The sequence below is a fragment of the Kocuria tytonis genome (assembly GCF_003226895.2).
GTDB lineage: Bacteria > Actinomycetota > Actinomycetes > Actinomycetales > Micrococcaceae > Kocuria > Kocuria tytonis.
The window spans coordinates 1-19,677 of sequence record NZ_PNJG02000004.1; the positions used below are offsets into that span (position 1 = coordinate 1).

At 71.4% G+C, this 19,677-nt stretch carries 11 protein-coding genes; 2 read left to right on the forward strand and 9 right to left on the reverse strand.

Annotation, left to right across the window (positions count from 1 at the left end):
• Positions 1-421: 421 nt before the first annotated feature.
• The 3 genes from glgB to C1C97_RS10290 all read right to left on the reverse strand — a co-directional run bounded on the left by glgB (position 422) and on the right by C1C97_RS10290 (position 9,000).
• Positions 422-4,660, reverse strand: coding sequence for a 1,4-alpha-glucan branching protein GlgB (gene glgB, locus C1C97_RS10280; RefSeq protein ID WP_121031702.1), 4,239 nt, complete (start codon positions 4,658-4,660; stop codon positions 422-424).
• Positions 4,661-4,725: 65 nt separating this feature from the next.
• Positions 4,726-6,495, reverse strand: coding sequence for a maltose alpha-D-glucosyltransferase (gene treS / locus C1C97_RS10285; RefSeq protein WP_110920173.1), 1,770 nt, complete (start codon positions 6,493-6,495; stop codon positions 4,726-4,728).
• 102 nt (positions 6,496-6,597) lie between these two features.
• Positions 6,598-9,000: a maltotransferase domain-containing protein gene (locus C1C97_RS10290; protein WP_407657277.1), complete on the reverse strand. Its 2,403-nt coding sequence runs from the start codon at positions 8,998-9,000 to the stop codon at positions 6,598-6,600.
• Between the two features lie 111 nt (positions 9,001-9,111).
• Between C1C97_RS10290 and glgP the strand changes: the two genes are divergently transcribed.
• Positions 9,112-11,742: an alpha-glucan family phosphorylase gene (gene glgP / locus C1C97_RS10295; protein ID WP_121031704.1), complete on the forward strand. Its 2,631-nt coding sequence runs from the start codon at positions 9,112-9,114 to the stop codon at positions 11,740-11,742.
• 84 nt (positions 11,743-11,826) lie between these two features.
• Here the strand turns inward: glgP and glgX are convergent, their stop codons facing one another.
• The 6 genes from glgX to C1C97_RS10325 form a co-directional block, all read right to left on the reverse strand.
• Positions 11,827-13,977, reverse strand: a complete 2,151-nt coding sequence (gene glgX, locus C1C97_RS10300) for a glycogen debranching protein GlgX (protein ID WP_121031706.1) — start codon at positions 13,975-13,977, stop codon at positions 11,827-11,829.
• Positions 13,964-14,935: a 23S rRNA (guanosine(2251)-2'-O)-methyltransferase RlmB gene (rlmB, locus tag C1C97_RS10305; protein ID WP_121031708.1), complete on the reverse strand. Its 972-nt coding sequence runs from the start codon at positions 14,933-14,935 to the stop codon at positions 13,964-13,966. Before rlmB ends, glgX begins: the two co-directional genes overlap by 14 nt.
• Positions 14,936-15,018: 83 nt before the next feature.
• Positions 15,019-16,461, reverse strand: coding sequence for a cysteine--tRNA ligase (cysS, locus tag C1C97_RS10310; protein ID WP_110920169.1), 1,443 nt, complete (start codon positions 16,459-16,461; stop codon positions 15,019-15,021).
• A 292-nt stretch (positions 16,462-16,753) separates the two neighbouring features.
• Positions 16,754-17,314, reverse strand: a complete 561-nt coding sequence (ispF, locus tag C1C97_RS10315; RefSeq protein WP_233542881.1) for a 2-C-methyl-D-erythritol 2,4-cyclodiphosphate synthase — start codon at positions 17,312-17,314, stop codon at positions 16,754-16,756.
• Positions 17,315-17,496: 182 nt separating this feature from the next.
• On the reverse strand, positions 17,497-18,234 hold the full coding sequence (ispD, locus tag C1C97_RS10320; RefSeq protein ID WP_110920109.1) for a 2-C-methyl-D-erythritol 4-phosphate cytidylyltransferase: 738 nt from the start codon (positions 18,232-18,234) through the stop codon (positions 17,497-17,499).
• 14 nt (positions 18,235-18,248) lie between these two features.
• Positions 18,249-18,734, reverse strand: coding sequence for a CarD family transcriptional regulator (locus C1C97_RS10325; protein WP_110920108.1), 486 nt, complete (start codon positions 18,732-18,734; stop codon positions 18,249-18,251).
• Between the two features lie 265 nt (positions 18,735-18,999).
• Between C1C97_RS10325 and C1C97_RS10330 the strand changes: the two genes are divergently transcribed.
• On the forward strand, positions 19,000-19,551 hold the full coding sequence (locus C1C97_RS10330; protein ID WP_121031710.1) for a hypothetical protein: 552 nt from the start codon (positions 19,000-19,002) through the stop codon (positions 19,549-19,551).
• Positions 19,552-19,677: the final 126 nt, after the last annotated feature.

Genomic DNA, 19,677 nt, shown 5'->3' on the forward strand with positions numbered 1-19,677 from the left:
CATCAACCAAAAACAATCAAAATCTTTGGTATCAACAAACTAGACACACTATTGAGTTGACAAACAACACACCACATTGCGGCTACTCCTGCGAGCTGCACCGCGATCGGTTGCGGTTTGCAAGATTACCTCTGGCCGACATCCCTCGCAACCTCAGGTGAACCCTGGGTTGCTTCACGATGTTCGCACCGTTCGGTGACTTGCGGGGGTCAATCGTAGCACACCAGCCGGTCCTTGCGAACCTCCTGGCCGGCTCCGACTGGGACCCGATGCTGCTACCATTGCCGGTCTTCGCGACCGCCGCCGTGGCAACTCGGAAGACATTACACGTGGGCGCGGGATACGACAAACCCGCGGTGGCCGGCTGCCATCCGCGGGTTCGTCGTGGGCCGGACCGGATCTCCGGTTGGCCGCTGCAGTGCTAGTGGTTCCCGCTGTCCGATCCCGCGGCCGGGCTCGTCCCCGAGCCGCCGGCGGGCTTGAGGAACAGAACCGCCAACGGGGGAACCGTGAGCACCGTCGAGGCCGGTTTGCCGTCGTGGGCACCCTCCGTGGCGGTGACCCGCCCGAGGTTGCCCACCCCGGAACCGCCGAAGAGCTCCGAGTCCGTGTTCAGCACTTCCTCCCACTCCCCCGCCCACGGCAGTCCGAGCCGGAATCCTTCGTGGGTGTTGCCCGCGAAGTTCGTAACGCACACCAGGGGGTTGCCCTGGTCGTCCCAGCGGGTGAAGGACAGGGTGTTGCGCTTGGCGTCGTTCGCGTCGATCCACTCGAACCCGGAGGGATCGTTGTCCCGCGCATACAGGGCGGGGGTCTGCCGGTAGATCGTGTTCAGACTCCGCACCAGTTCCTGCACCCCGTGGTGCGGGGGCGTCTCCGAGAGCCACCAGTCCAGACCGTGCTCCTGGGACCACTCCGACTCCTGGGCGTACTCCGTGCCCATGAAGATCAGCTGCTTGCCGGGGTGCGCCCACATGTAGGCGAGGTAGGCACGGACGTTCGCCAGCTGCTGCCAGCGGTCACCGGGCATCTTGCGCAGCAGTGAACCCTTGCCGTAGACCACCTCGTCGTGCGAGATGGGCAGGATGAAGTTCTCCGAGAACGCGTAGACGAGGGAGAACGTGGCCTTGTTGTGGTGGTAGTGCCGGTTGATCGGGTCCTCGGCCATGTACTCGAGGCTGTCGTGCATCCAGCCCATGTTCCACTTGATCCCGAACCCCAGGCCCCCGGCGCTGGTCGGTTTGGTGACACCGGGGAAGGACGTGGACTCCTCCGCGATCATCACGATGCCCGGGCTGCGGCGGTAGGCCGTGGCATTGGCCTCCTGCAGGAACGCGATCGCCTCCAGGTTCTCGCGGCCACCGTACTGGTTGGGCTCCCACTCGCCGTCGTTGCGGGAGTAGTCGAGGTACAGCATGGACGCCACCGCGTCCACGCGCAGCCCGTCCACGTGGAACTCCTCGAGCCAGTAGCTGGCATTGGCCACCAGGAAGTTGCGCACCTCCCGCCGGCCGTAGTCGAAGATGAGCGTGCCCCAGTCCTTGTGCTCCCCGCGGCGCGGATCCGGGTGCTCGTACAGCGGCTGCCCGTCGAACTTCGCCAGGGCCCACTCGTCCTTGGGGAAGTGGCCGGGAACCCAGTCCACCAGGACGCCGATCCCGGCCTGGTGCAGCTGGTCCACCAGGTAGCGGAACTCGTCCGGGGACCCGAAGCGCGAGGACGGCGCGTAGTACCCGGTGACCTGGTAGCCCCAGGAGCCGCCGAACGGGTGCTCCGCCACCGGCATGAACTCCACGTGGGTGAAGCCCTGCCACGTGAGGTACTCCACGAGCTCGCGGGCCAGGTCCACGTACCCCAGGCCCATGCGCCACGAGCCGATGTGCATCTCGTACACGCTCATGGGCGCGTTGTGCGGATCACCGGCGGCCCGCTTGGCCATCCACTCCGCGTCCTGGAACTGGTAGTCCGACTCGAAGACGCGCGACGCGGTGGAGGGCGGGATCTCCGTGCCGAAGGCCATGGGGTCCGCCTTGTCCCGCCAGGCGCCGTCGGACCCGCAGATCTGGTACTTGTAGGTGTCCCCGGACTTCATCCCCGGCACGAACAGCTCCCACACACCGCTGGAGCCCAGTGCACGCATGGCGTGCTCGGAACCGTCCCAGCCGTTGAAGTCGCCGATCACGCGCACGGCCCGGGCGTTCGGCGCCCACACGGCGAAGCTCACGCCCGCGACGTCGCCCAGGGCGGAGGGATAGCGGCGCACGTGCGCCCCGAGCACCTCCCAGAGGGTCTCGTGCCGCCCCTCGCCGATCAGGTGCAGGTCCAGCTCTCCCAGGGTGGGGGCGAAGCGGTACGGGTCGTCCACGAGTTCCGGGGCCTTCCCGGCGTAGCCGACCTCCACGCGGTAGTCGGGGATCTTGCCCTCGTCGTGCGCGGGAACCACCCCGGTGAAGATCCCGCCCCACTCGTGCTCCAGGGGGAACGAACCATCGGGGGTGCGCACCGAGACCGCGGTCGCGAAACGACGCAGGGTGCGGATGGTCACGGTCCCGTCCGGGTTCGGATGGGCCCCCAGCACCGAGTGGGGATCGTGGTGCCGGCCCTCAGCCACGGCGGCCAGGACGTCCTCCGACACGGTCACCGGACCACCGGCGGGGCCGGCGGCGCTCGACGGCGCCGCGTCGGCTCCGGGCCGGTCCGCACCACTGTGCCCGGCCGCCGCCGAACCGGGCGCGGGATTCCCCGCCCCCTTCGGGTCGGACGGTGCGGCGGAGCCGTCGGACGCCGCGGGGGCCTGCCGGGCGGCGTCGTGGGCCGGGGGCTGCGGCGCCGGCTCCGAGGAACGAGGCGCGGAGTGCCCGGACGGCGTGGGACCGGGGCGCTCTGCGGCGGGCGTGGCAGCGGATTCTGCGGGGCGGGGGTGCTCGGTGGTCACGAAATCCTCGGTTCTGGACGACGTTGCATGGCTCTCGTGCTTCTCCCGCTTCACGTTACGGGAGCGTGCACGTTCAAGCGAACGAACCACCGCGTCCGCGGGCACCTGCACCCACTCCGGGCGGTTGCGCTGCTCGTAGACCACTTCGTAGAGGGCCTTGTCCAGCCAGAGGGCCCGGAAGAGCACGGAGTCCATGTCCACGCGCGCGCCGTTCGTGGCGCTGTAACCCTCCAGGAACGCCTCCGAGACGGCTCGCGTCCAGGCGGCCGTGTCCCGGCCCCGTTCCTTCGCGGCCATGGCACCCGCGTAGTCGAACGAGCGCAGCATGCCCACCACGTCACGCAGCGCCACGTCCGGGCGCACGCGCTCCTTGATGGGTCGCAGCGGCTCACCCTCGAAGTCCAGGATGCGGAATCCCTGGGCGTCGTTGTGCAGCACCTGCCCCAGGTGGTAGTCACCGTGGATCCGCTGCAGGGCGGGGATCTGCCGGGTGTCCGACAGCTCCTCCAGCAGCGCGTCCACCTCCGGCCCGAAGGCCGCGAACCGCTCGCCGCAGGACTCCCACGCCCAGCGGATGCGCCCGGCGAGGTCCTCGAGGAAGCGGCGCCGGGCGTCGTCGTCCACGGCAGCGGGTTCGAAGGCCGCCACCAGGTCCGCGTGGACGCGTGCCGTGGTGGCGCCGAGATCCCGTGCCAGGTCCGTGAAGTCGCGCTCCGCCGTGGCCGCGTCGACGGCCATGGCCCACGCGTCACGGGAGTCGTCGAGGAACTGGGCCGCCACGGCGAGCTGCCCGGAGGTGGTCACGAGGCCCTGGCGCCACTGCGCGTCGATCCATCCCGCGGTGGCCGGCACGGCCGAGGAACCATGCGAGGTGAGCTTGACCCCCACCTCGACGTCCGGGTTGCGGCCCTCGCCCACCACCCGGAAGAACTTGACGATGACGGCGTCGCCGCGCAGCACGGAATCCTCCGCGTCCGCCTCACCGGGACGCAGGATCACCGAGGTGTTGGACTGCTCCGAGGAGATCACCCGCACCTGCTCGGACGCCGCGACGCGGTAGTCGGTGTTCAGCGCCCCGGTGTAGCGCCCGTGCAGGCCCATCCCGTGGCGCAGCACGCCGCCCTCGGTGAGCTGGGCGTCCATCATGCGCAGCACGCGGTCCATGAAACCAGGCTCCGCCACGGCGTCGTAGAGGTGATGATGCGCTGCTTCGTGGCTGTCCGCGGTGCTCCCGTCCGGGCCCGCGGCGGGTGTCTTCTCCGGGTTCCCGACGCCGCGGGGGTCGCCGGAGCCGCCCGTGCCCGAGCGCGCCGACGACGCGTCCGCCCGGTCCGAGCGCCGTCGTCCCAGGAACGCGCCCGCCTGGGACACGGCGCGGCGCAGCACCGATGCCGACGCCTCCGCTCCCGCGGCGAGCTGCTCGGGGAGGGCGCGGCCGGAGCCGTCCGCGGGGTACGAGCCGATCAGGAACTGCTCGAGCTCCGGCAGGGGCTCGGTGCTGCGCACCACGGGAACACTGAGCAGTTCGTTGCGCTCCCCCACGGTGACCTGGACCAGGAACATGATGCGCTCGCGCCCCGGCTGGGACACCCAGCTGTCACCGCCGTCGAGCGCCGTCCGGCCCACCACGCTGAGGCGGAGCTGGTCCGGTGTGGCCGTGAACGGGAACCACCGCTGGCGCGGCAGCCACTCCCGAAGCCTGTCGAGAACTTGCTGGTCCGTCATGGAGGATCCCCCGTCGTCGTTCGGAAAAGCTCGGTCGGGCCCGTGCGGGTGCTCCCCGCCCGGGCTCACTCGCCGCGCGCGGGCTTGATGATGGGCATCGCGACGGTCTCCGGATGGTTGCCGTCCGTGCTGGGCGCGGTGCGCAGGCGCAGCCAGAAGAAGTCCTGCGATCCCAGGGTGATGCGGTAGTCCCCGGTCTCGGAGAACGTGCCGAAGGGCTCACCGCCGAAGAGCTCGCGCGTGCCCCTGCCCGCGTACTCCTCGAGGTGGACCGAGCAGCTCGCGGGCACGTGCGCGAGGTTGAAGATGCACAGCAGGGTCTCCCCGACGCCGTCGTCCGCGTCCTGCGGGTCCAGGCGGCGCAGGAACGCGAGCACGGACTCGTGGTCCGTGGCCACGTTGACGTACTCCCCCATCCCGAAGGCGGGGTGCGCCTTGCGCACCATGAGCATCTGCCGGATCCAGTGCAGCAGGGAGGACGACGACGCCAGCTGCGTCTCCACGTTGGTCTGCGCGTAGTTGTAGACCAGTGACTGCACCACGGGCAGGTACAGCTTTCCCGGGTCCGCGGTGGAGAACCCGGCGTTGCGGTCCGGGGTCCACTGCATGGGGGTGCGGGAGGCGTCGCGGTCGTCGAGCCAGATGTTGTCGCCCATGCCGATCTCGTCCCCGTAGTACAGGAACGGGGAGCCGGGCAGGGACAGCAGCAGCGCATGGGCCAGCTCCAGCTCCGCGCGGGAGTTGTCCAGCAGGGGCGCCAGGCGGCGTCGGATGCCGATGTTCGCGCGCATGCGGGAGTCCGGCGCGTACCAGCCGAGCATGGCCTGGCGCTCCTCGCTCGTGACCATCTCGAGCGTGAGCTCGTCGTGGTTGCGCAGGAACGTGCCCCACTGCGTGCCGCGCGGGATCTGCGGGGTGTGCTCCATGGTGGAGACGATGGGCGCGGCCTTCTGGTCCCGCAGGGAGTAGTAGATCCGCGGCATGATCGGGAAGTGGAAGCACATGTGGCACTCGGGGGACTCCTCGGTGCCGAAGTACTCCACGACCTCGTGCGGCATCTGGTTGGCCTCCGCCACGATCACCCGTCCGGGGTACTCCCGGTCCACCATCTCGCGCAGCCGCACCAGGAAGTCGTGCGTGCCCGGGAGGTTCTCGCAGTTGGTGCCCTCCTCCTCGATGAGGTAGGGGATGGCGTCCGCGCGGAACCCGTCGATGCCCATGTCCAGCCAGAACTTCACCACGTCGAACACGGCCTCGACGACCTTGGGGTTCTCGAAGTTCAGGTCCGGCTGGTGGGAGAAGAACCGGTGCCAGAAGAACTGCCGCCGCACGGGGTCGAAGGTCCAGTTGGAGACCTCGGTGTCCACGAAGATGATGCGCGCGTCCTGGTACTTCTCGTCCGTGTCGGACCACACGTAGAAGTCCCCGTAGGGACCCTCCGGGTCCTCGCGGGAGGCCTGGAACCAGGGGTGCTGGTCCGAGGTGTGGTTCAGCGGCAGGTCCGTGATGACGCGCAGCCCGCGGGCGTGGGCCTCCGCGACGAGCCGTTTGAAGTCGCTCACGGTTCCGAACTCGTCCAGCACGGAGTAGTAGTCCGAGATGTCGTACCCGCCGTCCCGCAGGGGCGACTCGTAGAAGGGCGGCAGCCACAGGCAGTCGATGCCGAGCCACTGCAGGTAGTCCAGCTTCTCGATCAGGCCGGTGAAGTCACCGGAGCCGTCCCCGTTCGCGTCCGAGAAGGCCCGCACGAGGACCTCGTAGAAGACCGCCTTGCGGAACCAGTCCGGATCGTGGGCGATCCCGGGAGCGTTGAGGTGGAAAGGAGTGGTGCTCATGGTTGGCGGGGCTGCCCTCTCGCGGAAGCGGGTGTGAAGAACATGGCGGGGTGGTTCGGGGTGGGCCGCTGCCGCCCACGACGGGGCGACGGCGGCCGCGGCTCACTTCACGCTGCGGCGGATGCTGAGCACGTGAGCGGGCTCCACGTACGGGTCCAGGCGCACGTAGTTGTGGGTCCCCCACTTCCAGCTCGCGCCGGAGATGAGATCGTCCACCCAGAAGGAGCCGTCCTCGTTGAAGTCCTCGTCCCGCAGGTCCAGGGAGTCCAGGTCCAGCCACACGGTGGCCTCGCGGGTGGCGTGGGGGTCGGTGTTGACCACCACGATCACGGTGTCCTTGACCTGCACACCGTCCCGCTCCACCGTCTTGGTCTTGCTGTACGCCACCATGGCGCCGTCCGTGACGTTCTGCAGCGTGAGGTTCTGCAGGTCCCCCAGTGCCGGGTGGTCCCTGCGGATCCGGTTCAGGCGGGTGATGTACGGCGCGAGCGAGTCCCCGCTCTCCACCGCGGCGGCGAAGTCGCGGGGGCGCAGCTGGAACTTCTCGTTGTCGATGTACTCCTCCGCCCCGGGACGGGCCACGTGCTCGAACAGTTCGAAGCCCGCGTACACGCCCCACAGCGGGGAGGCGGTTGCCGCGAGCGCCGCGCGCACCTTGAACGCGGCCGGCCCGCCGAACTGCAGGTACTCGGTGAGGATGTCGGGGGTGTTGACGAAGAAGTTGGGGCGGTAGAACCCGGAGGTTTCGTGGGAGACCTCCTCGAGGTACTCCTCGATCTCCTCCTTGGTGTTGCGCCACGTGAAGTAGGAGTAGGACTGCTGGAAACCGGCCTTGGCGAGACCCTGCATCATGGCGGGGCGGGTGAAGGCCTCCGCCAGGAACACGGTGTCCGGGTGGTCCTCGCGGACGCGGGCGATCAGCCACTCCCAGAACCACAGGGGCTTGGTGTGGGGGTTGTCCACGCGGAAGATGTCCACCCCGTGGGAGATCCACAGCTCCACCACGCGCAGCACCTCGGCGGCGAGGCCCTGGGGGTCGTTGTCGAAGTTCAGGGGGTAGATGTCCTGGTACTTCTTGGGCGGGTTCTCGGCGTAGGCGATGCTGCCGTCCGCGCGCGTGGTGAACCACTGCGGGTGCTCCTGGACCCACGGGTGGTCCGGTGAGGCCTGCAGCGCGAGGTCCAGGGCCACCTCCAGGCCCAGCTCGTGGGCGTGGGCCACGAACGCGTCGAAGTCCTCGAACGTGCCGAGGTCCGGGTGGATGGCGTCGTGGCCGCCCTCCGGTCCGCCGATGGCCCACGGGGATCCGGGATCCTGCTCGCCGGCGGTCAGCGTGTTGTTCGGGCCCTTGCGGTGGTTGCGCCCGATGGGGTGGATGGGCGGCAGGTAGGCGACGTCGAAGCCCATGCGCGCGGCGCGGTCCAGCGCGGCGGTCGCGGTGCGGAAGTTCCCGGAGGTCCACGTGCCGGACGCGGGGTCGTGGACGGCGCCCTCGGAGCGCGGGAAGAACTCGTACCAGGCCCCGCGCCCGGCGGCCTCGCGCTCCACCTCGAGGGGGTAGCGCTCGGAGGAGCTCAGCAGGTCCCGCAGGGGGCGCTCGGCCACGTACCCGCGGATCTCCGGCGACGTGGCGATTTCCCAGCGCTGCTCCGGAGACAGGTCCGTGTTCGTCATGGCCTCCGCGGCGCCCTCGAACGCGCGGGCCTCGGTGGCGCCGCGATCCGCCTCCTTGGAGGCGGCGTCGAAGAGCAGGCGCGCCTCCTGGAACATCAGCTCGACGTCCTGGCCCACCCCCAGCTTGATCTGCGCGGCGTGGTACCAGGTGTCGTAGAGGTCGGACCAGCCCTCCACGGCGAAGCACCAGCGGCCCTCGTACTCGGGCCGCAACCAGGCCTCGTAGCGGTCCGTGCCGGTCTCGACGAGCGCCATGGTCCGGCGCTGGGCCTCCCGCCCCCGGGGGTCGTACAGGACGGCGGTCACGCCCAGGGAGTCGTGGCCCTCGCGGAACGCGGTGGCGCGGACCCGGATGTCCTCGCCGGGGATGGCGGTGGCGGGGAACCGCCCGCCCTCCACCACCGGGCTGACGTCGGTGACGGGGATCCGGCCGTACACGAGCTCCTCGGACGGGAAGTCCACGGTGTCCTCCTCCGGATCGGCCGCGGCGGCCTGGGTGGTGCTGGTTTCTGCGGTGTCCCGCGCCTGCTGTGAACGGTCGACGGCGGGGCGCTCGTCCGCGTCCCCGGCCCGGTCCGCGGGCTCGTGGGTCACCGCGTCCCGCGCCACCGGCTCATGGGCCGCCGCTTCCTGGGTGATCGGCTCCTGGGCGGCCGGAGTCCCCGCTCCGGCGCGGTGGACCGAGGGAGCGACGTCGGGAACTCCCGTGGCGGGAACGGGTGGACTCAGCCGCGAACCCACGTCCGGGTGTGCGCCACCCGCGTGGGAGTCCGGTGCGGTCTCGGAGGGACGGCGGCCTTGGGGCTGGTTCTGCTGCGACACGGGGCCCACGTTACCGACTATCGGCGGGATTCTTAAGGCCGCGCGGTACCGGGGGACGGGGCGACGTCACGGGGCAGGAGGCATGGAGCGCGCCCGAGCCCACCCGCTAGGCTCGCCACTGTGAAGGCCATCCGACGGTTCACCGTCCGCACCGTTCTCCCCGAGACCATCGCCCCGCTGCGCGGCCTGGCCAGGAACCTGCGCTGGTCCTGGCACGAGCCCACCGAGAACCTCTTCGCCGAGCTGGATCCCCGTGCCTGGGAGGCCGTCCACGGCGACCCGGTCAAGCTCCTGGGGTCGCTGACCCGCGAGGAGATCCAGCAGATCGCGCAGGACCCCGAGCTGGTGGCCCGCGTGCGGGAACTCGACGCCGATCTGCAGAACTACCTCACCGAGGACCACTGGTACCAGCGCACGCAGGGCCCAGACGCGCCCGCCGCGATCGCCTACTTCTCCGCCGAGTACGGCATCACCTCCGCGCTGCCCCAGTACTCCGGCGGTCTGGGCATCCTGGCCGGGGACCACCTCAAGACGGCCTCCGACATGGGCATCCCGGTGCTCGGCGTGGGGCTGCTCTACCAGGCCGGCTACTTCAAGCAGTCGCTCTCGCGTGACGGCTGGCAGCAGGAGACGTATCCCGTGCTGGATCCGGACGAGCTGCCGCTCACGCTGCTGCGCGAGGCGGACGGCTCCCCCGCGCGCATCACCCTCCCCCTGCCGGACGGCCGCGCGCTGTCCGCCCAGATCTGGCGCGCGGACGTGGGCCGCGTGCCCCTGCTGCTGCTCGACTCCAACATCCCGGACAACGACGACGCCGCGCGCAACGTCACCGACCGGCTCTACGGCGGCGGCAGCGACCACCGCCTGCGGCAGGAGCTGCTGCTGGGCATGGGCGGGATCCGTGCGCTGCGCGTCCACAGCCGGCTCACGGGCGCACCCACGCCCGAGGTGTACCACTGCAACGAGGGCCACGCCGGCTTCCTGGGCATCGAGCGCATCCAGGAGCTGATGCACCCCTGCGACGGAACCACGCCCATGACGTGGGACGAGGCGCTCGCGGCAGTCCGAGCCGCCACGGTGTTCACCACGCACACCCCCGTCCCCGCGGGGATCGACCGCTTCGAGCGTGCCCAGGTGGAGCACTTCCTCGCGGCCGGTCCCACACCGGACGTCCCCGTGGAGCGGGTGCTGGAGCTCGGGGCCGAGACCTACCCGGGCGGTGACCCCGGCAAGTTCAACATGGCAGTGATGGGACTGCGGCTCGCGCAGCGCGCCAACGGCGTGGCCCAGCTGCACGGGGCGGTGTCGCGATCCATGTTCCAGGGGCTGTGGCAGGGCTTCGACGCGGACGAGGTGCCGATCTCCTCCGTGACCAACGGCGTGCACGTGCCCTCCTGGATCGATCCCGTGGTGTGGGACCTCGCGGTGGAGCCGCAGGAGAACGATCTCGATCCCGCCGCCCGGTGGCGCAGGATCCACGAGGTCCCGGACGCCGAGCTGTGGGCGGCCCGTCGGCTGCTGCGCGAGCGCCTGGTCGTGGACGTCCGCGAGCGCCTGCGCGCCTCGTGGAAGAAGCGTGGCGCCGCGGACGCCGAACTGGGGTGGACGGAGTCGGTCCTGGACCCGGACGTGCTGACCATCGGCTTCGCCCGCCGCGTGCCCACCTACAAGCGGCTCACGCTCATGCTGCGGGACCCGCAGCGGCTGAAGCGACTCCTGCTGGATCCGCAGCGCCCCGTGCAGCTCGTGGTGGCGGGCAAGTCCCACCCCGCGGACGAGATGGGCAAGCGCATGATCCAGGACCTCGTGCGCTTCACGGACGATCCCGAGGTGCGCCACCGGATCGTGTTCCTGCCCAACTACGACATCGCCATGGCACGCGTGCTCTTCCCGGGCTGCGACGTGTGGCTCAACAACCCGCTGCGCCCGCTCGAGGCGTGCGGGACCTCCGGGATGAAGGCCGCGATCAACGGCGGTCTGAACCTGTCCGTGCTGGACGGCTGGTGGGACGAGATGTACGACGGCCAGAACGGCTGGGCCATCCCCACCGCGGACAGCAAGGCCAGCACGGACGAGCGCGACGACGTGGAGGCGGCGGCCCTGTACGAGCTCATCGAGGGCCACGTGGCTCCCCGGTTCTACGGCGACGGATCCGAGGGCACCACACCCCCGTTCCGGTCCGACGCCCCGGAACCGACCGCCGGGGCCGTGCCCCACCAGTGGCTCGCGATGGTGCGGCACACGCTCGCCACGCTCGGTCCCCGCGTCTCGTCCCGCCGCATGCTCACGGACTACGTGCAGCAGCTGTACGTCCCGGCGTGCGTCTCAGGGCGCCGGGCGGCCGCCGACGACGGCGCGGCGGCCCGCGCCACGGCCCACTGGATCCAGCGCGTGCGCGAGGCGTGGCCACGGGTGCGGGTGGAGCACGTGGAGGCACAGGGCGTGCAGCAGGAGCCGCAGATCGGGGATGAGCTGGGCGTCAACGCCTACGTGGACCTGGGCTCGCTCGCACCCGAGGACGTCACGGTGCAGGTGGGCTACGGGCGGGTGACCGAGTCCGACCACATCCACGAGCGGTCCCATGCCGTGCTGGAGCCCGTGACCGACCTGGGAGCGGGCCGGGTGCTGTTCTGCGGTCCCGTGACCATCGACCGCTCCGGCCCGTTCGGGTACACGGTGCGCGTGCTGCCCCGCCATCCCGAGCTGGCCGACCCGGCCGAGCTCGCGCTGGTGTGCAACGCCGCGGACTGACGGCCGCGGGCACCCGGGAGCGGCGGCGCCGCGGGCCGCCGGCACGGGCTCGGTCCGGGGGCGCCCGGCGCGAGGACCGGACGCTCAGGTGAGCGCGAACACCGCGACGCTCTGCGCCGGGATCGCCACGGGGTCCCCCGAGTGCCACGTGTTGCCCGTCAGCTCGTCCAGGCGGGGGTCCGTGGCGAGCACGAGCCGGTAGCCGCACGAGCGAGGGGCCGCGTCGTCGTCGTCCGGCGCTTCGCGCGGGGGCAGCACCGCCCCCACCGCGGACCCGGTGCCGTTGATGACGAACAGCCCGGCGAGCGAGCCGCCGCGGGCCGCGAGCGCCACCTGCAGCGCCCGCTCACCGTCCGTCTGCCAGCGCTCGCCCGTCATGTGCTCACCGGAGGTGGCGTACCAGCGCAGCACCACGTTCTCGGGCCTCGTGGGGAAGTCCCGGGGCTGACCGGCCAGGAACGCCCGCCGGATCCGGATCAGGCGCTGGGTGGTGTGGAGCATGGAGCGGGCTTGGGGGGTCAGGCGCCAGTCCACCCATGAAAGCCCGTTGTCCTGGCAGTAGGCGTTGTTGTTGCCCTCCTGCGAGCGCAGCAGCTCGTCCCCGGCCGTGATCATGGGGATGCCCTGGGAGAGCAGCAGCGTGGCCATCATGTTCCGGGCCGTGGCCGCGCGGGCCGCCCGGATGCGCACCTCCGAGCTGAAGCCCTCGTGGTCGTGGTTCCAGGAGTGGTTGTCGTTGGTGCCGTCCGCGTTGTTCTCCAGGTTGGCCTCGTTGTGCTTGGCGTCGTAGGCCGTGAGGTCGTGGAGGGTGAAGCCGTCGTGGGCGGTCACGAAGTTGACGGAGGCCAGCGCGCTGCGGCCGTGGGGGGCGAACAGTTCCGCGGACCCGGCGATCGCCCCGGCCAGGCGCGCGGCCGTGCCACCACCCCCGCTGCGGCGCATGGTGCGCTGCGCGGAGAGCCAGAAGTCCCGCACGGTGTCCCGGTAGTGGTCGTTCCAGTCCGCCCAGCCGGCGGGGAAGCGCCCGGTCTGCCACCCGCCCGCGCCCACGTCCCACGGCTCGGAGATCATGCGGATCCCCTGCAGCTCGGGATCCGCGGCGAGCGCCACGAAGAAGGGGTGGTTGCGGGTGAAGTGGTGCTGCTCGTCCCGCCCGAGCTCGGGGGCGAGGTCGAAGCGGAAGCCGTCCACGTGGCACTGGGTGACCCAGTACCGCAGGGAGTCCAGGGCCATCCGCACCACCTGGGCGTCGGAGAAGTCCACCGAGTTGCCGCACCCGGTCACGTCCACGTAGTTGCCGGGCTCGTCGTGCCGGTAGTACGCGCGGTCCCCGAGACCACGCCAGCAGTACGGGCGCTGCTCGGCCCCGCCCTCCGCGGTGTGGTTGTACACCACGTCCAGGAACACCTGCAGCCCGGCGCCGTGCAGGGCGTCCACGGCCGCCTTGAACTCGTTGAGCACCGCCGTGGGGCCGGCCGCCCGGGCCGCCGCGGTGGCGTAGCCGGCGTGCGGCGCGAAGAAGCCCAGGGTGTTGTACCCCCAGTAGTTGCTGAGTCCGTTCGCGGTGAGGTGGGCCTCGTCCAGGTGGGCGTGCACGGGCAGCAGCTCCACCGCGGTGATCCCCAGGCCGCGCAGGTGCTCCAGCACCACGGGGTGCGCCAGCCCCGCGTAGGTGCCCCGCAGCTCGGGCGGGACGTCCGGGTGGGCCATGGTGAGTCCCTTGACGTGGGCCTCGTAGATCACGGTGTCGCGCCACGGCGGCGAGGGGCGGTGCGCGTCGTGCCACACGTGGTCCTGTGCCGCGACCACCGACACGTAGCAGCCGCCGTACGCGTCCGGACCCGGGTCCACGACGCCGCTCGGCGGGGCCACGCGCTCCAGGCCCTTCCCGTACGGGTCCAGCAGCACGGGCTCGGCCGCGGGGTCCGCCACGGGCGTGCCGGCGGGTGCTCCCGCCACGAAGCCGTAGCGGGTGCCCTCGGGCATGGCCGGGCACACGTCCCGGGCGAGTTCCGCGGCCGTCATGCTCTGCGGGGGGACGGAGCGCGGCCGCGGCACCGTGGCGTAGTGGATCCCGTGGTTGCGCCCCGCCAGGCGCAGCCGCCGCCAGGGCTCCCCCGGGCGCTGGAACACCAGGTCCACCTCCGGCAGACCCGGGGCGTGGACGGCCACGTTCGCCGTGCCGTCCCCCGAGCGGGAGGGGTGGACCCCCAGGGGGTGGCTACGCGCCTGCACGCCGGCGGGCGATCTCGTACAGCGTGATCCCCACGGCCATGGACGCGTTGAGCGACTCCATGGCGGACTCGATGGGGATGGAGACGATCGCGTCGCAGTGCTCGGTCACCAGCCGGGAGAGCCCCTTGCCCTCCGAGCCCACGACCACCACGAGGGGTTCGGTGGCCAGCTCGAGCTGCGGCAGGGACATGTCCCCGCCGCCGTCCAGACCCACCACGAAGTAGCCCTGCTTCTTGCAGTTCTGCAGCGTGCGGGTCAGGTTGGTGGCCTTGGCCACGGGGACGCGCGCGGCCGCGCCGGAGCTGGTCTTCCACGCGGTGGCCGTGACGCCCGCGGAACGGCGCTCCGGCAGGATCACGCCGTCCCCGGCGAACGCCGAGACGCTGCGGATGATCGCTCCGAGGTTGCGGGGGTCCGTGATGCCGTCCGCCGCGACCAGCAGGGGCGGGCGGGTGGCATCACGATCACGCATCAACGAGGCCGCGAGCTCGTCCGCGTCCGGGTAGTCGTACGGCGGGACCTGCAGCACCACGCCCTGGTGGATGGCGTCCGAGGACAGCCGGTCCAGCTCACCGCGGGACGCCTCGAGCGTGGGCACCTGGCCCTCGGCGCACAGCTGCAGGATGTCCTTGACGCGGTCGTCCACCTCGATCTTGGTGGCCACGAACAGGGTCTTGGCGGGAACCCCGGCGCGCAGGGCCTCGAGCACCGAGTTGCGGCCGGTGACCAGGTCCTCCTTGATGGGACCCGAACCCGCGGGCCGCTGCGAGCGGCGCGGCTGGTTCTGCTGCTTGCGGGCGGCGGCCTGCTTGGCCTTGTACGCCTTGTGGTACACGCGGTCCTCGGCCTTGGGCGTGGGACCGCGGCCCTCGAGGCCCTTGCGGCGCTGCCCGCCGCTCCCCACGACCGGGCCCTTCTTCTTCTTGCGGACGGCTCCGGGCCGGTTGTTCTGGGCCATGGTCAACACTCCGTGTCTGTCACGGGCACGGCCGGACGGCCGCCCCGGGGTGGTCGGCGATCTCGCCCCAGTTTAGGTCAGCGTCAGGATTCCACGGACCACGCGGAGCCCTGCGCACCGTCCTTGACGACGACGCCCGCGGCCTTCAGCCGGTCGCGCAGCCGGTCCGCGAGCGCCCAGTCCCTGGCCTCCCGTGCGGCGGCACGCTGGGCCAGCAGGTCCTGGACGAGGGCGTCGAGAGCGCGGTGCTCCGCGGCGTCGTCGTTCGCGGCGCCGCGCAGGTCCATGAGCTGCAGCAGGCCCAGGACGTCCGTCATCCCGGCGACGGCCGCCACGAGCGGCCGCGCCGCGCGGTGGTCACCGGACGAGAGCGCGGAGTTCGCGGCGCGCACGGTCTCGTGCAGCACGGCCAGCGCGCGCGGGACGTTGAGGTCGTCGTCCATGACCGTCACGAACTCGGCGGGGACGTCCCCGGTGGTCCACGTGAGGTCCAGCCCCGCTCCGGCCGCCGAGACCAGGAGGGACTCCACGCGCTCCACCGCGGCGGTGGCCTCCTGCAGCGAGGTGGGCCGGTAGTCGAGCACGGAGCGGTAGTGGGCCTGACCCAGGTAGTAGCGCACCGCCAGCGGGCGGGCCGCGCGGAGCATGTCCTGCGGGGACACCGTGTTGCCGATGGACTTGGACATCTTCTCGCCCTGGTAGGTGACCAGGCCGTTGTGCAGCCAGAAGTTCGCGAACTCCCGGCCCGCGGCCGTGGACTGCGCGAGCTCGTTCTCGTGGTGGGGGAAGCGTAGGTCCAGTCCGCCGCCGTGGATGTCGAAGTGGGCGCCCAGGTACTTGTCCGCCATGGCCGAGCACTCGAGGTGCCAGCCCGGGCGGCCGCGGCCCCACGGGGAGTCCCACGAGGCGGTGAGCGGCTCGCCCTCCTTGTGCCCCTTCCACAGCGCGAAGTCGCGGGGATCGCGCTTCCCGCGCGGATCGGCGTCCGGCGCGTCCTGCATGTCCGCCACGCGTTGCCGGGTGAGCTCGCCGTACCGCGGCCACGAGCGGACGTCGAAGTAGACGTCCCCGGAGTCGTCCAGGGCGGGGTACGCGTGGCCGGCGTCGATCAGCTCCTGGATCAGGGCGTGCATCTCCGGGACGTGCCCGGTGGCGCGGGGCTCGTAGCTGGGCGGGTCGATCCCCAGGGCGGCGTACGCCTGCCCGAACACGCGCTCGAAGCGGTAGGCCAGCGCCCACCACTGCTCGCGGGGGTGCTCCCCGCTGTAGTCCGCCGCGAAGGACGCACGGGAGTTGACCAGGATCTTGTCGTCGATGTCCGTGACGTTGCGCACCGTGGTGACCTCCAGGCCTCGGAAGCGCAGCCAGCGGGCCAGCACGTCGAAGACCAGCGCCGAACGCACGTGACCGATGTGCGGTGCCCCCTGCACCGTGGCCCCGCAGTAGTACAGGCGGGCCTCCCCCGGGTGGACGGGGACGAAGTCCTTGGTGGTCGCGGAGGCGGTGTCGTAGAAGCGCAGAGTCACCGGGCCAGTCTAGCGGGGCACCCGCCTGGCACCGCGGCGCTCTGACAGCGTCCGGCGGTCCTGCCCACCGCGCGCGGCGCCGCGGCTCGGCTGTTCCCGCTCGACCGGCACGGCGCGCAGGCCCCGCCTGGCCCGAACAGATCCTGAGGCCCTTCCTGCCGAGGCATCCAGCAGGCCCGCGTCGGGTCCGAACGGGCGCGGCCGACGGCGGCGGGAACGGTGCCGCTCGGACGGGGCGGGCGGCGGCGTCCTCCCGGAAGCTGCTGCCCGCGCGGACTGCGGCGCCCGGAGCTCAGGGGGTGCGCACCACCAGCGCCGTGGCGATCGCGGCGATCCCCTCCCCGCGTCCCGTGAGACCCAGGGCGTCGGTGGTCGTGGCGCTGAGGTGCACGGGGGCGCCCGCCGCCTCGGACAGCACCGCCGCGGCCTCCTCCCGCCGGGGTGAGAACTTGGGCAGGTTGCCCACCAGCTGCACGGAGATGTTGCCCACCGCGAATCCCGCCTCCCGCACGATGCGCACGGCCTCCGCGAGGATCCGGCACCCGGAGGCGCCCGCGAACTCGGGGCGGTCGGTCCCGAAGTGGGCCCCCAGGTCCCCCACACCGGCCGCGGAGAACACCGCGTCCGCCGCCGCGTGGGCGATCACGTCCCCGTCCGAGTGGCCGCTCAGCCCGCGCTCGCCGGGCCACAGCAGTCCCCCGATCCACAGGGGCGTGCCCTCCGGACCGAAGGCGTGGACGTCCACGCCCACCCCCACGAGGGGCAGCGGGTACGGGGGCACAGGGGTGGTGCGGGGAGGGACGGCGGGGCGGGTGCGGGGAGGGACGGCGGGGCGGGTGCTCTCATCGGTCATGCGGCCATTGTCCCGGATGCCGTGGATCGGGCCCCAGGAGCTCACGCGTGGGTTGCACCGATGGACGCCCCGGGTGTTGCCGCACCGCCGGATGCCCCGGACGGGACCGCACCGTCAGATGCCACGGGGCCCACCCGGTCCGCGCTCCACGGCCTCCCGCGACACGGGGACCGGCGAGGACGTCAGCCGCGCGAGTTCACGAGCGCCCGCGCGAGGACCAGGTCCAGGGGCCGGGTGATCTTGAAGGACTCCACGTCACCGGCCACCAGGGTCACCGGGTGCTCGGGGGCGAAGCGCTCCACGAGGCTGGCGTCGTCGGTGATCCCGGCGGGATCGCCCTCGCCCCGGTCCGGCAGCAGACCGGCGGCGGCGTTCACCCGGTCCAGCAGGGCGCGGTCGAACCCCTGGGGGGTCTGCACGCAACGCAGCCCCGCCCGGTCCACGGTTCCCGTGCTGCGGCCCTCGGTGTCCACCCCGCGCACGGTGTCCGTCACCTCGGTCACCGGCACCACCGCCGGGGCACCGGTCCGCAGCGCGGTGACCACCCGCTCGAAGACGGCGGGCGGCGTGAGGCAGCGAGCGGCGTCGTGCACCAGCACGTGTGTGACGGTCTCGGGGAGGGTGGCGAGCGCCCGCGCGACCGACTGCGCGCGCGTGGCCCCGCCGACCACCGGGGAGGCGCCGGCGGCGCGAGCCAGTGCCGTGAGGTCGGTGTCCCCCGCGGGGACGGTCACGATGGTCGTGGCCCCCGGCACCGCGCGCCGCACGGCGGCCAGGGCGTGCTCCAGGACGGACCGTCCGTTCACGGGGACCAGGGCCTTGGGCATCCCGTACCCCAGCCGCGTCCCGGATCCCGCGGCCACCACGACGACGGCGAGCCCGTCCGGTGCGGACGGGCTCGCTGTCTGGTGGTGGGTCATGGTGGGAGGAGGACTCAGGCCATGGAGAGGATGTCGTCCAGGCGCTTCTCCGCTTCTTCCTCGTCGATCTTCTTGGCCAGCGCCAGTTCGGAGGTGAGGATTTGGCGGGCCTTGGTCAGCATGCGCTTCTCCCCGGCGGACAGCCCCTTGCCGCGATCGCGGCGCCACAGGTCGCGCACGACCTCGGCGACCTTGAGCACGTCCCCGGAGGCCAGCTTCTCGAGGTTGGCCTTGTAGCGGCGGGACCAGTTGGAGGCTTCCTCGGCGTCCTGGGCCTGCAGCACGGAGATGACCTCCTTGAGGCCGGCCTCGTCCACGACGTCCCGCACACCCACGAGATCCACGTTCTCCGCGGGGACCTCGATCATGAGGTCTCCCTGGGTCACCTTGAGCCGGAGATACATCTTCTCTTCACCCTTGACGGTGCGAGTCTTGATCTCCTCGATGGTTGCCGCCCCGTGATGCGGATAGACAACCGTTTCGCCAACCTCGAAAACCATGCACAACCCCTTTCAGCCCGCTAAGTCTACCACGGTGTATGATGCCGGATTCCGTGCCCGAGGGCCCCATGAGGACGTCCAGCGGCGCGGCATCCCGCGCGTCACGGGGTCGTACTCCCCCGCGGGTCCGGTCCCCGGGTCCGACGGCGCACCACGCGTCCGGGCGCGCCACGAGGGACGTGTGGATGCAGACGATCCGTGGCCAAACCGATAGACTGAGCGCAGATTTCACCCTATTTGTCGGAGAGCCCGAGGAGTTCGTGCCGTGAAGAACGCCGCCCACAAGAAGCTGCAGCACCTCGGAGCAGGTGTGGCAGCGCTTGCCGTCCTGACCAGCGTGAGCGGTTGCTCCTACATCAGCCCGCAGGCCACCATGGACAGCTTCGCTCCGGCGGACGGGGTGCAGATGAATCTCGGGGACATCCAGCTGCGCAACGTGCTGGTCGTGGCCGAGGGCGCCGACTCCGAGGGCCGCGTGCTGGGCACCGTGATCAACAACGGGGACTCCGCCCGGACCGTCACCCTCGACGCCAAGGGCTCCAGCGCCAAGATCGAGGTGCCGGCCAACAAGGAGGTCGTCCTCGAGAAGTCCAAGCCCGTGATGCTGGACCGGGCCGGCGCGGATCCCGGACTCATGGTGGACACCAAGTTCGCCACCGGCGACCAGGACGACACCGTCTCGGTGCCGGTGCTGGACCACACCTACTCGCGCTACGCGTCCTTCGTGCCCGGTGGCGCTCCCACCACGCCGGCCAACCCCTCCAACACGGCCGCTCCCGAGAAGCACGGGGAGGGTCAGGCCGAGGGCGGGCACTGACGAGCCCCGCGCTCCGTGACCGGAGGACCGCTGCCCCCGCCGGGGCCGTGGTCCTCTTCTCGTTGTCCGCTTCTCGTTCCCGGGGCGTCCTGTCCCGGCGGCCGGGCATCCGGGCGGGGTTCCGCG